This window comes from Stenotrophomonas sp. Br8 (assembly GCF_014763005.1).
In the GTDB taxonomy this organism is placed as follows: domain Bacteria; phylum Pseudomonadota; class Gammaproteobacteria; order Xanthomonadales; family Xanthomonadaceae; genus Stenotrophomonas; species Stenotrophomonas lactitubi.
This window is the reverse complement of record NZ_JACGTN010000012.1, coordinates 1-13,032: the sequence shown is the minus strand read 5'-3', so window position 1 is coordinate 13,032 and position 13,032 is coordinate 1. Positions and strand designations below refer to the sequence as shown.

Sequence of the window (13,032 nt, the reverse complement as noted above, 5' to 3'; positions counted from 1 at the left end):
GGAGCTGCACGCAATGATCGGTCGACTGCGCGGAATCGTCGCCTACAAGGCGCCGCCGTGGCTGGTGGTGGACGTCAACGGAGTGGGCTACGAGCTGGAGGCGCCGATGAGCACCTTCTACGACCTGCCCGAGCTCGGCCGTGAGGTCATCCTCTACACCCACTATTCGCAGAAGGAAGACAGCGTCTCGCTGTACGGCTTCCTGCGCGAAGGCGAGCGCCGCCTGTTCCGCGACGTGCAGCGGGTCAGCGGCATCGGCGCGAAGATCGCGCTGGCCGTGTTGTCCGGCGTCACCGTCGAAGAATTCGCACGCATGGTCCAGGCCGGCGACATCACCGCGCTGACCCGCATCCCCGGCATCGGCAAGAAGACCGCCGAGCGCATGGTGCTGGAGCTGCGTGACCGCGCGGCGCAGTTCGGCGCCGGTGGCGCACTGCCGACCGGCAGTGGCCCGGCCCCGGCCGATCCGCTGTCCGATGCCACCGTGGCGCTGCAGCAGCTGGGCTACAAGCCGACCGAGGCGGCGCGGATGGCGCGCGAAGCCTTCAACGAGGGCGACGAAGTGGCCATGGTCATCCGCAAGGCCCTGCAGTCGGCGCTGCGTTGAGCCGCTCCGTTCCCTTTTCCATTACAGCCTGAGCTTCGCCAGGAGCCCCATGTCCAGCAGTCAAACCCCGCACACCGCCGCCCATGGCGGCCATGGTCACGCTCCCCCCGCCGGGGGGCTGGCGCTGATCATCGGTGCGATCGGCGTGGTCTTCGGCGATATCGGCACCAGCCCGCTGTACACCCTGAAGGAGGCGTTCTCGCCGCACTACGGGCTCACCAGCGACCATGACACCGTGCTGGGCGTGCTGTCGCTGGCGTTCTGGGCGCTGAACATCGTGGTCACCCTGAAGTACGTGACCATCATCATGCGCGCCGACAATGACGGTGAGGGCGGCATCATGGCGCTGATGGCGCTGACCCAGCGCACGCTGCGCAACGGGTCACGCTCGGCGTACGTGGTCGGCATCCTCGGCATCTTCGGCGCCTCGCTGTTCTTCGGTGACGGCGTGATCACGCCAGCGATATCGGTGCTGGGCGCGGTCGAAGGCCTGGAGGTGGCGGCCCCCGGGCTGCATGCCTTCATCGTGCCGATCACCGTGGTGGTGCTGCTGGCGGTGTTCGCGGTGCAGCGCTTTGGCACCGAGAAGATCGGCAAGCTGTTCGGTCCCATCACCTCGATCTGGTTCATCTCACTGGCGGCGATCGGCATCTACAACATCGTCGACGCGCCGGAAGTGCTGAAAGCGTTCAACCCGTGGTGGGCGATCCGCTTCTTCATGGAACACGGCTGGCACAGCATCTTCATCCTCGGCGCGGTGGTGCTGGCGGTGACCGGTGGCGAGGCGCTGTATGCCGACATGGGTCACTTCGGTGCCAAGCCGATCCGCCACGCCTGGTACTTCTTCGTGCTGCCGTGCCTGGTGCTGAACTACCTGGGGCAGGGCGCGCTGGTGCTCAATCACCCCGAGGCGGTGAAGAACCCGTTCTTCGAGGCGGTACCGTCGTGGGCGTTGTACCCGATGATCGTGCTTGCCACGATGGCCGCAGTGATCGCCTCGCAGTCGGTCATCACCGGCGCTTTCTCGGTCTCGCGCCAGGCCATGCAGCTGGGTTACATCCCGCGCATGCGCATCAAGCACACCTCGCACGACACCATCGGCCAGATCTACATCCCCGGCATCAACTGGGGCATCGCGGTGATGGTGATCGGCCTGGTGCTGGCCTTCCGCAGCTCGTCCAACCTGGCCGTGGCCTACGGCATCTCGGTGTCGGCCACCATGCTGATCGATACCCTGCTGCTGGCCCTGGTCGCACGTTCGCTGTGGCCGAAGGCACGCAACTGGATCCTGCCGCTGTGCGTGGTGTTCTTCGTCATCGATCTGGGCTTTGTCATCGCCAACGGCGCCAAGCTGCTGCAGGGTGCCTGGTTCCCGGTGGTGCTGGGCATCTTCCTGTTCACCATGATGCGCACCTGGCGCCGTGGCCGCGAACTGCTGCGCGACGAGATCCGCAAGGACGGCATCCGCATCGACACCTTCCTGCCGGGCCTGATGCTGGCGCCGCCGGTACGCGTACCGGGCACTGCGGTGTTCCTCACCGCCGACCCGACCGTGGCCCCGCATGCGCTGATGCACAACCTCAAGCACAACAAGGTGCTGCACGAGCGCAACGTGTTCCTGCACGTGGTGACCCTGCCGGTGCCGTACGCGGCGGAGGGGCAGCGCCTGAAGATCGAATCGGTGGGCGATGAGTTCTACCGCGTCTACGTGCGTTTCGGCTTCATGGAGACCCCCGACGTCCCGCTGGCGCTGATGCGCTCGTGCGACCACGGCGGCATCTACTTCGACCCGATGGACACCACCTTCTTCGCCAGCCGCGAAACCATCGTCGCCACCGCCAACCGTGGCATGCCGATCTGGCGCGACAAGCTGTTCGCGCTGATGCACAGGAACGCCGCCCCGGCGACGGGCTTCTTCCGCATTCCGGGCAACCGGTTGGTGGAGCTCGGAGCGCAAGTGGAGATTTAATCTCCACCTGCGCTACGCCCCACGATGTGCTGCGCAAATCGCGGGCCCCTGAGCATTCCACCTTATCCCCGCGCCTGCCGGCGCGCCCCCTTGAACAACAAGGGGGCTTTACCTCCTGAATTGCCCCGGTCCTGACCTGAGCATTGCTCGGCTCCACAACTCCATCCACGCATGGCGTGGATCTACCGTGTCGACCAAGGTCGACACCTACCAAGAGCAGGCCATTCCGTGTCGACCAAGGTCGACACCTACCAGGAGCAGGGCATGCCATTCCGGCAGATTGCGCAGATCTGTCGAAGGTGGGGTGGGTCCGGTTGCGGGGGCGTGAGCGCCATGGATGGCGCGACCGAGCTTACATGGACGTACTTGCAGCGTCCCCCGCAACCGGGCCCCCCCCGCCATCCCTCGGGAAACCTGCTTCTGCTCTTGCTTCGGCTGTTGCCGTTGCTTTGGCCTCCGCGGGTGCCGGGCGCAGCCCGGCCGAATCCCCCCGTTTTTGCCGCATAATCAGCACATGACCGACGACCGCATCATCGGTGCCGGCGCCACCCGCGAGGATGACGCCGCCGACGCCAGCATCCGACCCAAGCGACTTGCCGACTACCTCGGCCAGGTGCCGGTGCGCGAACAGATGGATATCTACATCCAGGCCGCCAAGGGTCGTGGTGATGCGCTGGACCACGTGCTGATCTTCGGCCCGCCCGGCCTGGGCAAGACCACCCTCAGCCATGTCATCGCCAACGAACTGGGTGTGGCCCTGCGCGTGACCTCCGGCCCGGTGATCGAAAAGGCCGGCGACCTCGCCGCGCTGCTGACCAATCTGCAGCCGCACGATGTGTTGTTCATCGACGAAATCCATCGCCTGTCGCCGGTGGTGGAAGAAGTGCTGTACCCGGCGATGGAAGATTTCCAGATCGACATCATGATCGGCGAGGGCCCCGCAGCACGCTCGATCAAGATCGATCTGCCGCCGTTCACCCTGATCGGCGCCACCACCCGCGCCGGTCTGCTGACCGCGCCGCTGCGCGACCGCTTCGGCATCGTCCAGCGCCTGGAGTTCTACAGCGTCGAAGAACTGACCCGCATCGTGCGTCGCTCGGCCGCCATCCTGGCCATCGACTGCACCGCCGACGGGGCAGGGGAGATCGCGCGCCGCGCGCGGGGCACCCCGCGTATCGCCAACCGCCTGCTGCGCCGCGTGCGCGATTACGCCCAGGTCAAGGCGGGTGGCCACATCGACCAGACCGTGGCCCAGGCGGCGATGCAGATGCTCAAGGTCGACCCGGAGGGCTTCGATGAGCTCGATCGTCGGCTGCTGAAGACCATGGTCGACTACTTCGACGGTGGCCCGGTTGGCATTGAATCGCTGGCTGCGGCGCTGTCCGAAGAGCGTGGCACGCTCGAAGATGTGGTCGAGCCGTACCTGATCCAGCAGGGCTACCTGGTGCGCACCGCGCGCGGCCGCATGGCTACCCACAAGGCCTACCGGCACCTGGGCCTGAAGCCGAAAAACCCGCCGCAGGATCTGTTCGCCGAGGTCCCCGATGTCGGTTGAACCCTCGGTTGAACCCCGATTCAGTTGGCCGACACGCATTTACTGGGAAGATACCGACGCTGGCGGAGTGGTTTACCACGCCCGCTACGTGGCCTTCATGGAAAGGGCGCGGACCGAATGGATGCGTGCGCTGGGCTTCGGCCAGGAGCGCATGCGTACCGAGCACGGCATGGTCTTCGCGGTGCGCTCCATGCAGATGGACTTCATCAAGCCGGCACGGCTGGATGACCAGCTGCAGGTGAGCGCCAGCCTGGTCCAGCTGAAGAAGGCCAGCATGGTCTTCGACCAGCAGGTCCTGCGCGACGGCCAGCTGCTGCTGTCCGCGCAGGTCCGCATCGCCGCACTGGACGCGGCCAGTTTCCGCCCGCGTGGCATGGACGATCTGGTCCTTGCCGCGCTGCAACCCCACCTCCACCCCGAATCCGAACAGAACTCTTGAGGAACAACGGATGATCGCAACGCTCCTGGCCCTGCAGGCCACGGTCACCGAGGCTTTGCCGGCTGACGTCAGCAATGCCGCGACCCAGACCCTTGCCCAGGCCACCACCGGCGGCGGCATCAACTACCTCGAACTGATGGCCAAGGCCAGCCTGCCGGTGAAGATCATCGTGCTGGCGCTGCTGGTCGGCTCGTTCGTCAGCTGGGTGATCATTTTCCGCAAGGCCCGCATCTTCAAGCAGGCCACACGCGAAGCCGACGAGTTCGAGAACCGCTTCTGGTCCGGTGCCGACCTGGGCAAGCTGTACAGCTCGGCCACCGACCGCAGCCGCAATGTCGGCGGCCTGGAAGCGATCTTCGAAGCCGGTTTCCGCGAGTACACCCGCCTGCGCGACAAGCGCCGGCTGGATGGCCGTGCCCAGCTGGAAGGTGCCCAGCGCGCGATGCGCACCACCTACACCCGCGAAGTCGACCAGCTCGAACGCAACCTGGAACTGCTGGCCAACATCGGTTCCACCGCCCCGTACGTGGGCCTGGTCGGCACCGTATTCGGAATCATGGTGACCATGCACGACATGATCAGCAGCGGTGCCCAGGCCGGTATCGCCGCCGTCGCCCCGGGCATCTCCGAAGCGCTGTTCGCCACCGCCATCGGCCTGTTCGTGGCGATTCCGGCAGTGTGGGCCTACAACCGCTTCACCACCCGCGTGGAGCGCATGTCGGTGCGTTTCGAGACCTTCGCCGACGAGTTCAGCTCGATCCTGCAGCGCCAGAGCGCTGGCGACGAGTAAGCGCCAGACCCGGGAGTCCAAGCCATGTCCGCTGCCATCGGTCGCCGCAAGCGCCGCAAGCTGAAATCGGAAATCAACGTCGTTCCTTATATCGACGTCATGCTGGTGCTGTTGATCATCTTCATGGTCACCGCGCCCATGCTCACCCTGACCTTCGACGTCGACCTGCCCAATTCCAACGCCAAGGCGCTGGAAAGCAAGCAGGATCCGTTGATCGTCTCGGTGCGCCAGGACGGCCAGCTCAGCCTCAAGCTGCCCGACGCCAAGGAGCCCACCGCAGTCACCGCCGAGGAACTGCAGGGCCACCTGTCCGGCATCGCCGCGCAGGACAAGGACGTGCGCGTGATCGTCGCCGCCGACCGTGCCGTGGCCTATGAAAAGGTCATCGATGCGATGGATGTGATCAAGCGTGCCCACGTCGACAAGGTGAGCCTGGCCACCGATGCACGCTGACGCCCTGCCGCCGCCGCATACGGAGGAACCGGGCTGGGGCCTGCCCCTGGTGCTGGCCGTGCTGGTGCACCTGCTGGTGGCGCTGATCTTCATCGGCGCCTGGCTGTGGTCGCCCCAGCGCAATACCGATGCCGCCGCAGGCGATCCCTCGGTGGAGGCCAGCCTGGCGCTGTCCGCCTCCGAGGCGGCTGCCGCGCGCCAGGCCCTGCGCCAGTCGGAGAAGCTGGAAGACCTGCCGCCGCCGGTGGCCGAGCCGATCCCGGTGCCGGAAGACACCATCCCGCCGCCGCAGCCAATTGAAGAGCCGCGCCCGCAGGACGCGCCGACGCCGCAGCAGCAACAGGCGCAGGAGCGCGTGGCGCAGCCCGACACCAAGGACCAGGATGCGGTCAGCGCGTTGGCGATCTCGCAGGAAAAGGCCAAGCAGGAGCAGGAAGCCAAGCGCCGCCAGGAGCAGATCGACCTGACCGAGCGCAAGCGCCAGGAAGAGGCCGAGCAGAAGCTGCGCTTGGCCAAGCAGCAGGAAGCGGACGCCAAGAAGAAGCAGGCCGAGCAGGAGCGTCTGGCGGCCGACAAGGCCGAGGCCGAGAAGCAGAAGAAGATCGCCGACATCCGTGCCCGCCGCGAGCAGGCCGAGAAGGAAGCCAAGCTGGCCGAGCAGAAGCTGCGTCAGGTCGCTGCCGCGCGTAACGCTGCCGGCACTGCTGCCGCAGGCGCCAGCGGCGCCGCTCAGCCGGCTGCCGGTGGTGGTGGCAGCAGCGACGACCTGTCTGCCAAGTACGCTGCGGCCATCCAGGCCAAGGTGCGCGATACCTGGACACGTCCGGACAGCGTACCGCTGGGGCAGAAGTGCCAGGTCACCATCACCCAGATTCCGGGCGGGCAGGTGCTGCAGGCCAAGGTGAGTTCCAACTGCGCCTATGATGAAGCGGGCAGGCGCTCGATCGAAGCGGCCGTTCTCAACGCCCAGCCGTTGCCATACCGGGGCTTCGAGAAGGTGTTCAACCGCACGCTCAACCTGACCTTCACTGCTCAGGACTGACGGAACAGAATGACCAACGCCCGCCCCCCGCGCTGTGGAGGACCCGCGACGAAGGGAGCCCTGCGTCTGTGTGCGTTCGCGCTGTCGTTGCCGATGGCGCTGTCGTTATCGGCAGCAGAGCACGCAGGCTCGCCCCGCAATGATCATCTGGCATTGCAGAAGGCCTACGCCGACGCTGTCCGCGCGCGGATCGTGGAGCATTGGCTTCGTCCAGCTTCGGTGCTGCCGGGCCAACGGTGCTCCGCGCGCGTCCTGCAGTTGCCCACCGGCACCGTCATCTCCGTAGAGACGCAGTCCGACTGCCAGTTCGATGCCGTGGGGCGGTCGTCTCTGGAGGATGCCGTCCGCAGGGCGCAGCCATTGCCCATCGAGGGATTCCAGTCTGTCTACGTGCGACATCTACAGCTGACCTTTGTCGCGGAGTAGTAGAGATCCTGCGTTTTCGTTAAAGGCGCGTGATTGTCTTGCCCCAAGTGACTCTCCTTTCACGTACCCTTGGTTCATGATTGCGAAGCGGTTCACTCCCGTTTTGCTATCCCTCGTTCCGGTTTCCCTTTTTTGAGCTCTCCATGAAGAAGATGCCTCGCTGGCTTGCCGTGTTTGCGGCTCTGTTGCTGCCCTTTGCTGCCGTCGCGCAGCAGAAGGGGCTGGATATCGACATCATCGGCGGCAATGCCTCCGCCCTCCCGATCACCATCGTGCCGATGCCCTACCAGGGTTCGGCCGCCGCCCCGCAGACCGACGTCGCCGGTGTGGTCCGTGCCGATCTCGAGCGTTCGGGCCAGTTCCGCACGCTGCCCGAAGCGCAGATCGTGGAAAAGCCGATCCGTGGCGGTGACATCCAGTTCGCCACCTGGCGCGCGTTGAAGCAGAACTACATCGTCGTCGGCCGGGTCATGGACGCCGGCGCCGGCGCCTACCGCGTCGAGTACGAACTGTTCGACGTGCCCAAGGGCGAGCGCCTGCTGGGCCTGGCGATGACCGCGCGCGGCAACGCCATGCGCGACGTCGCCCACCAGATGGCCGACGCCATCTACGAAAAGATCACCGGTGTCCGTGGCGCCTTCTGGACCCGCATCGCCTACGTGACCGCCAGCGGCAAGGGCGACGCCATGCGCTATGCGCTGATGGTCGCCGATTCGGACGGCTTCAACCCGCAGACCATCGTGCGTTCGGCCGAGCCGCTGCTGTCGCCGTCGTGGAGCCCGGATGGCAACAAGCTGGCCTACGTCAGCTTCGAGCGTGGCAACTCCGCCATCTACATCCAGAACATCTCCACCGGCGCCCGTGAGCTGGTCACCAGCTTCCGCGGCATCAACAGCGCACCGGCCTTCTCGCCGGACGGCCGCAAGCTGGCCCTGACCCTGTCGCGTTCGGGCAACCCGGAAATCTACGTGATGGACCTGGGCAGCAAGCAGCTGACCCAGCTGACCAACCACTTCGCCATCGACACCGAGCCGACCTGGGCCCCGGACGGCAGCGCGGTGTACTTCACCTCTGATCGCGGCGGCCGTCCGCAGGTCTACAAGGTCGGGGCCGGTGGTGGCAGCGCCGAGCGTGTGACCTTCCAGGGCAACTACAACGCCAAGCCGTCGGTGTCCTACGACGGCAAGAAGATCGCTGTCGCCCAGGGTTCGGGCAACAGCTACAAGATCGCGCTGATGGACAGCTCGCTGGGCTCGCCGCGCTGGAGCACGCTGTCGCCGGGTTCGCTGGACGAATCGCCGAGCTTCGCGCCCAACGCGAGCATGGTGCTGTATGCCGCCCGTGAGGGTGGTCGTGGTGTGCTGTACGCCGTCTCGGCCGACGCGCGCGTGCGCCAGCGCCTGGTCCTGGCAGACGGTGATGTGCGCGAGCCGGCATGGTCCCCATACCGTACCCAGCGCTAAAAGAGTGTTAATATTTTCTCTGTATTGAACCCCTCATCGGCTTAGGAGCCACAAAGGTATCGCCATGAACAAGTCCACCCGCGTTCTGCTTGTTTCCCTGCTGTCCGTGGCCGTCCTGGCCGGTTGCTCGAAGAAGGTCAAGGAAGAAGCCCCGGCTCCGGTCGATACCGGCACCTCGACCACCACCCCGACCGGTCCGTCCACCTCCGGCCTGTACGGCCCGGGCGATCTGGACACCGATGCCTGCCTGCGTCAGCGCGTTGTCTACTTCGACCTGGACAAGGAAGAAGTGAAGTCGGAATTCCAGGCCATCATGGCTTGCCACGCCAAGTACCTGCGTGACCGTCCGTCTTCGCGCATCACCCTGCAGGGCCACACCGACGAGCGCGGTTCGCGCGCGTACAACCAGGCCCTGGGCGAGCGTCGTGGCAACGGCGTCAACTCGGCGCTGCAGGCCAACGGTGGCTCGGCTTCGCAGCTGACCGTCGTGTCCTACGGTGAAGAGCGTCCGGTCTGCACCGAGTCGAACGAGTCCTGCTGGTCGCAGAACCGTCGCGTCGAAATCGTCTACACCGCGCAGTAATCCATGCGCCTTGGCATCAAACTGATGCTGGTCGTTGCGGCAGCCCTCGTGGCTGCCGCACCGGCGCATGCACAACGTCAGAGTCTGGCCGACCGTGTCGGTTCGCTCGAGCAGCAGATGTACAACAACAGTGCCAACCAGGACCTGTTGAACCAGATCAACCAGCTGCGGCAGCAGGTCACCAGCCTGCAGGCCTCGATCGAGCAACTCCAGCACGACAACGCCCAGCTCAAGCAGTCCGCCCAGGATCAGTACCTGGATCTGGACAGCCGCCTGAACCGGTTGGAAGGGGGCTCTGCCGCCCCGGCCCTGCCTGCTGTTCCGGCGAGCGCACCGAAGGCTCCTGCAGCCCCGGCAAAACCCGCAGCGGCGGCCACTTCCGAGCGGCCGCCTTCCGTCCATGGTGATCCGGGCAGCCTGGCCGTCACCGGTGACGAGCGTACCTCCTACAACGTGGCTTTCGATGCGTTGAAGGCAGGCAAGTACGATGATTCGGCGCAGCTGTTCTTGAGCTTCCTGGAGCTGTACCCGAACGGCGTCTACGCCCCCAACGCGCTGTACTGGCTGGGCGAGAGCTATTACGCCACCCGCAATTTCCCGATGGCCGAGTCCCAGTTCCGTGAACTGCTCTCGCGCTATCCCACCCACGACAAGGCCGCAGGTGGCCTGCTCAAGGTCGGCCTCTCGCAGTATGGCGAGGGCAAGGTCGACCAGGCCCAGCAGACGCTGGAGACCGTCGTGGCGCAATACCCGGGCTCGGATGCCGCGCGTACCGCGCAGGACCGCCTGCAATCGATCCGCCTCGGCAATCAGATCCGCTGATCCGCTGACCAGGCGTACAATACGCACCCTGGCGCCGGGCTGACTCCCGGCAGCCTCCTGTAGAGCCGAGCCCATGCTCGGCTGCTTTCGTTTCCGGCGCCGATACATCCGTCGCCCGTCCCATGAAGAATTGTTTGCCATGACCGCCGTTTCCCCGTCCGCCGCCGTCGCCACGCCCAGCGAAATCGTGCAGTCGCCACTGCCGCGCCTGAAGATCACCGAGATCTTCACCTCGCTGCAGGGCGAAGCCGATACCGCCGGTTGGCCGACCGTGTTCGTGCGCCTGACCGGTTGCCCGCTGCGCTGCCAGTACTGCGACACCGCCTACGCCTTCCACGGCGGCACCTGGTGGGACATCGACGACATCGTCGCCGAGGTGCGGGCGCAGGGTGTGCGTCACGTCTGTGTGACCGGCGGCGAGCCGCTGGCACAGAAGCGCTGCCTGGTGCTGCTGCAGAAGCTGTGTGATGCCGGTCTGGATGTGTCGCTGGAAACGTCCGGTGCGCTGGACGTCAGCGCGGTCGATCCGCGCGTATCGCGCGTGGTCGACATCAAGACGCCCGGCTCGGCCGAGGTCGCCCGCAACCGGCTGGAGAACCTGCCGCTGCTGACCACGCGCGACCAGATCAAGTTCGTGATCTGCAATCGCGAAGACTACGACTGGGCCAAGGCCATGGTCGCCGAACACGAACTGGTACAGCGCACGATGGTGTTCTTCTCGCCCAGCAAGGGCGAGATCACTGCCCGCCAGCTGGCGGACTGGATCGTGGAAGACCGGCTGCCGGTGCGCTTCCAGATGCAGTTGCATAAGATTCTGTGGAATGACGAGCCGGGCCGCTGAGCCCGTCCGTTGTTCCTTGATGTAGTTCCGGCGCGGGACAGCGTGCTGGCTTTTCCCCCAAACCGGATGATTTACCCATGAAGAAGGCAGTCGTGCTTCTCTCCGGCGGCATGGATTCAGCCGCCGTCATCGCCATGGCCCAGGAACAGGGCTTCGCCGTGCATGCGCTGAGCGTGCGTTATGGCCAGCGCCATACCTCCGAGCTGGATGCCGCCGCGCGCGTGGCCAAGGCCCAGGGCGTAATCGTGCACAAGACCGTGGACGTGGACCTGCGCAGCATCGGCGGCTCGGCGCTTACCGATGACATCGATGTGCCCGAGGCGGGCGGCGAGGGCATCCCGGTCACCTACGTGCCGGCGCGCAACACCATCATGCTGTCGTTGGCCTTGGGCTGGGCCGAAGTGCTCGGTGCCAACGACATCTTCTGCGGCGTCAACGCCGTGGACTACTCCGGTTACCCGGATTGCCGTCCCGAGTTCATCGCCGCCTTCCAGACGCTGGCCAACCTGGCGACCAAGTCGGGCGTGGAAGGCGCGGGCATCACCGTGCATGCGCCGCTGCAGTTCCTCAGCAAGGGCCAGATCGTCAGCGAAGGCGTGCGCCTGGGCGTCGACTTCGGCCTGACCGTGTCCTGCTACAACGCCGATGCCAGCGGCGCGGCCTGTGGCCATTGCGACGCCTGCCGCCTGCGCGCGCAGGGCTTCACCGACGCCGGCGTGGCCGACCCGACGCTGTACGCCTGAGGTAATGGGGGCTGATTCCCCAATGGTAGGTGCCAACCTTGGTTGGCACTGTGCGCCGGGCACGGTCCGGCGCTACCGCTGCTGCAACCACCCCGACGCCTCGATAAACGCCCGCACCGTGGCCGGATCTGTGTAATCCAGCTCGATCATCCGTGCGATCGCCGCCTGCTCATCCGGCTGCTGGCGCATGTACTCCTGCGCGATGCGGTAACCGGCGTAGTAGCCCACATCACTCACCCCGAACGGATTGCGTGCGCTGTTGTACAGCCAGTTGTCCAGATCATTGCCGTCCATCTCCACGATGAAGCGAGCGCGGATGTCGGATTCATGCAACGGCCCGTAGGTGTACAGCGGCAGCGCCGGTCGGCGACCGCTGATCCGTTCGGCGATGTACTCGGCCACGCCCTCGCGCACCGCGTACTGTGCGAGCGAGCCGGTTGTCTCGTGCTGCTGGGTGTGCACGTACTCGTGCAGGTTGTTCTGCGCGTTGTTCGCGCCGGGAGTGCTGTCGTAGAAGACCCGAAGGCGGCTGCGCAACGGCTCCGGCAGTTCACTGACATCCACGCTTGCATCGCCGAGTGCCATCTCCGCGCCTATCAGCACCTGGTTGCCCAGCGTGGTGCCACCTGTGCGCAGCACGCCCACGGCATAGGTGATGCTGGCCGGGCGCAGGGCGGGGTAGAGCCTGCGGAACGCCGCCAGATCCCGCTCAAGCGTGGCACTGGCCTGCTGGGCGTTGGCGGTCAGCGGCCGCACCGAGGCCCAGAAGCGCGGCCAGGCGAGCATTGCGTCGGCGTACTCGACGGCGGTGTAGTTGCGCACCTTCATCAGCGCATGCAGGCCGGCACTACCCGGCTCGATGTAGTGCTGCCGGACCAGGGCCACCCGCTGCGCGCCATCGGGCTCGGCAAGCACCGCATCGTAGGTACTCCAGAATCGGGCGATGTCATCTGTCTGTACCGATGGGGGCGCAGCAGTGGTGACCGCGCAGGGCAGCAGCAGGCAGGCGTACAGACAGAAGGACAGGCGCATCCGTGGCTCCGAAGGAAGAAGGATCGTGGATGAGATGCGTCCGGTGCATGGAACGGTTTAACTGCAGGCCGATACTGCAATGATTTCTCTCTGCCGCGCAAAGTAGGGTAGAATGCCCACCCCGCCGACAGGCAGGGATGTTGCATGGGCCGTTAGCTCAGTCGGTAGAGCAGAAGACTTTTAATCTTTTGGTCGATGGTTCGAATCCATCACGGCCCACCAATTGTGACAACAACTTAGGCGCCTTCAGGGCGCCTTTTTTGTGGG

General features: G+C 65.6%; 14 protein-coding genes and 1 tRNA gene. 14 read left to right on the top strand and 1 reads right to left on the bottom strand.

Annotated elements, in window-relative coordinates; genetic code table 11:
* Positions 1 to 13: 13 nt before the first annotated feature.
* The 13 genes from ruvA (at position 14) to queC (ending at position 11,733) form a co-directional block, all read left to right on the top strand.
* On the top strand, positions 14 to 607 hold the full coding sequence (gene ruvA / locus H3005_RS11450; protein WP_089236562.1) for a Holliday junction branch migration protein RuvA: 594 nt from the start codon (positions 14 to 16) through the stop codon (positions 605 to 607).
* 49 nt (positions 608 to 656) lie between these two features.
* Positions 657 to 2,576 carry a potassium transporter Kup gene (locus H3005_RS11445; protein ID WP_089236561.1) on the top strand — a complete coding sequence of 640 codons (1,920 nt, stop codon included), beginning with the start codon at positions 657 to 659 and terminating at the stop codon, positions 2,574 to 2,576.
* Between the two features lie 514 nt (positions 2,577 to 3,090).
* Positions 3,091 to 4,131 carry a Holliday junction branch migration DNA helicase RuvB gene (gene ruvB / locus H3005_RS11440; protein ID WP_089236560.1) on the top strand — a complete coding sequence of 347 codons (1,041 nt, stop codon included), beginning with the start codon at positions 3,091 to 3,093 and terminating at the stop codon, positions 4,129 to 4,131.
* Positions 4,121 to 4,570, top strand: coding sequence for a tol-pal system-associated acyl-CoA thioesterase (gene ybgC / locus H3005_RS11435; protein ID WP_100553349.1), 450 nt, complete (start codon positions 4,121 to 4,123; stop codon positions 4,568 to 4,570). Before ruvB ends, ybgC begins: the two co-directional genes overlap by 11 nt.
* Before the next feature lie 10 nt (positions 4,571 to 4,580).
* Entirely contained in the window at positions 4,581 to 5,360 is a 780-nt protein-coding gene (gene tolQ, locus H3005_RS11430; RefSeq protein WP_025874672.1) for a protein TolQ, read from the top strand.
* A gap of 24 nt (positions 5,361 to 5,384) precedes the next feature.
* Complete coding sequence (gene tolR, locus H3005_RS11425; RefSeq protein ID WP_100553348.1) at positions 5,385 to 5,813, top strand: protein TolR; 429 nt, start codon at positions 5,385 to 5,387, stop codon at positions 5,811 to 5,813.
* Complete coding sequence (gene tolA, locus H3005_RS11420; protein WP_191078218.1) at positions 5,803 to 6,855, top strand: cell envelope integrity protein TolA; 1,053 nt, start codon at positions 5,803 to 5,805, stop codon at positions 6,853 to 6,855. The genes tolR and tolA overlap by 11 nt, the downstream gene beginning before the upstream one ends.
* A gap of 9 nt (positions 6,856 to 6,864) precedes the next feature.
* Positions 6,865 to 7,281 carry a TonB C-terminal domain-containing protein gene (locus tag H3005_RS11415; protein WP_100553346.1) on the top strand — a complete coding sequence of 139 codons (417 nt, stop codon included), beginning with the start codon at positions 6,865 to 6,867 and terminating at the stop codon, positions 7,279 to 7,281.
* 143 nt (positions 7,282 to 7,424) lie between these two features.
* Positions 7,425 to 8,744, top strand: coding sequence for a Tol-Pal system beta propeller repeat protein TolB (gene tolB, locus H3005_RS11410; RefSeq protein WP_100460130.1), 1,320 nt, complete (start codon positions 7,425 to 7,427; stop codon positions 8,742 to 8,744).
* Between the two features lie 64 nt (positions 8,745 to 8,808).
* Positions 8,809 to 9,327, top strand: coding sequence for a peptidoglycan-associated lipoprotein Pal (gene pal / locus H3005_RS11405; protein ID WP_100553345.1), 519 nt, complete (start codon positions 8,809 to 8,811; stop codon positions 9,325 to 9,327).
* Between the two features lie 3 nt (positions 9,328 to 9,330).
* Positions 9,331 to 10,149 (top strand): tol-pal system protein YbgF, encoded by an 819-nt coding sequence (gene ybgF / locus H3005_RS11400; protein ID WP_088100990.1) that lies wholly within the window; start codon positions 9,331 to 9,333, stop codon positions 10,147 to 10,149.
* A gap of 139 nt (positions 10,150 to 10,288) precedes the next feature.
* Entirely contained in the window at positions 10,289 to 10,990 is a 702-nt protein-coding gene (gene queE / locus H3005_RS11395) for a 7-carboxy-7-deazaguanine synthase QueE (protein WP_191078217.1), read from the top strand.
* A gap of 77 nt (positions 10,991 to 11,067) precedes the next feature.
* On the top strand, positions 11,068 to 11,733 hold the full coding sequence (gene queC / locus H3005_RS11390) for a 7-cyano-7-deazaguanine synthase QueC (RefSeq protein ID WP_191078216.1): 666 nt from the start codon (positions 11,068 to 11,070) through the stop codon (positions 11,731 to 11,733).
* A 72-nt stretch (positions 11,734 to 11,805) separates the two neighbouring features.
* Here queC and H3005_RS11385 read toward each other — a convergent pair whose 3' ends face one another.
* Positions 11,806 to 12,765, bottom strand: coding sequence for a DUF2268 domain-containing putative Zn-dependent protease (locus H3005_RS11385; protein WP_191078215.1), 960 nt, complete (start codon positions 12,763 to 12,765; stop codon positions 11,806 to 11,808).
* A gap of 146 nt (positions 12,766 to 12,911) precedes the next feature.
* Here H3005_RS11385 and H3005_RS11380 point away from each other — a divergent pair.
* Positions 12,912 to 12,987: transfer RNA gene (locus H3005_RS11380), tRNA-Lys, on the top strand.
* The last annotated feature ends 45 nt before the right edge of the window (positions 12,988 to 13,032 follow it).

Coding starts and splice junctions, on each gene's coding strand:
- ruvB (WP_089236560.1), top strand. CDS start 3,091: ATGACCGACGACCGCATCATCGGTGCCGGCGCCACCCGCGAGGATGAC.
- tolQ (WP_025874672.1), top strand. CDS start 4,581: ATGATCGCAACGCTCCTGGCCCTGCAGGCCACGGTCACCGAGGCTTTG.
- queE (WP_191078217.1), top strand. CDS start 10,289: ATGACCGCCGTTTCCCCGTCCGCCGCCGTCGCCACGCCCAGCGAAATC.
- ruvA (WP_089236562.1), top strand. CDS start 14: ATGATCGGTCGACTGCGCGGAATCGTCGCCTACAAGGCGCCGCCGTGG.
- tolB (WP_100460130.1), top strand. CDS start 7,425: ATGAAGAAGATGCCTCGCTGGCTTGCCGTGTTTGCGGCTCTGTTGCTG.
- H3005_RS11445 (WP_089236561.1), top strand. CDS start 657: ATGTCCAGCAGTCAAACCCCGCACACCGCCGCCCATGGCGGCCATGGT.
- pal (WP_100553345.1), top strand. CDS start 8,809: ATGAACAAGTCCACCCGCGTTCTGCTTGTTTCCCTGCTGTCCGTGGCC.
- ybgC (WP_100553349.1), top strand. CDS start 4,121: ATGTCGGTTGAACCCTCGGTTGAACCCCGATTCAGTTGGCCGACACGC.
- ybgF (WP_088100990.1), top strand. CDS start 9,331: ATGCGCCTTGGCATCAAACTGATGCTGGTCGTTGCGGCAGCCCTCGTG.
- queC (WP_191078216.1), top strand. CDS start 11,068: ATGAAGAAGGCAGTCGTGCTTCTCTCCGGCGGCATGGATTCAGCCGCC.
- H3005_RS11415 (WP_100553346.1), top strand. CDS start 6,865: ATGACCAACGCCCGCCCCCCGCGCTGTGGAGGACCCGCGACGAAGGGA.
- tolA (WP_191078218.1), top strand. CDS start 5,803: ATGCACGCTGACGCCCTGCCGCCGCCGCATACGGAGGAACCGGGCTGG.
- tolR (WP_100553348.1), top strand. CDS start 5,385: ATGTCCGCTGCCATCGGTCGCCGCAAGCGCCGCAAGCTGAAATCGGAA.
- H3005_RS11385 (WP_191078215.1), bottom strand. CDS start 12,765: ATGCGCCTGTCCTTCTGTCTGTACGCCTGCCTGCTGCTGCCCTGCGCG.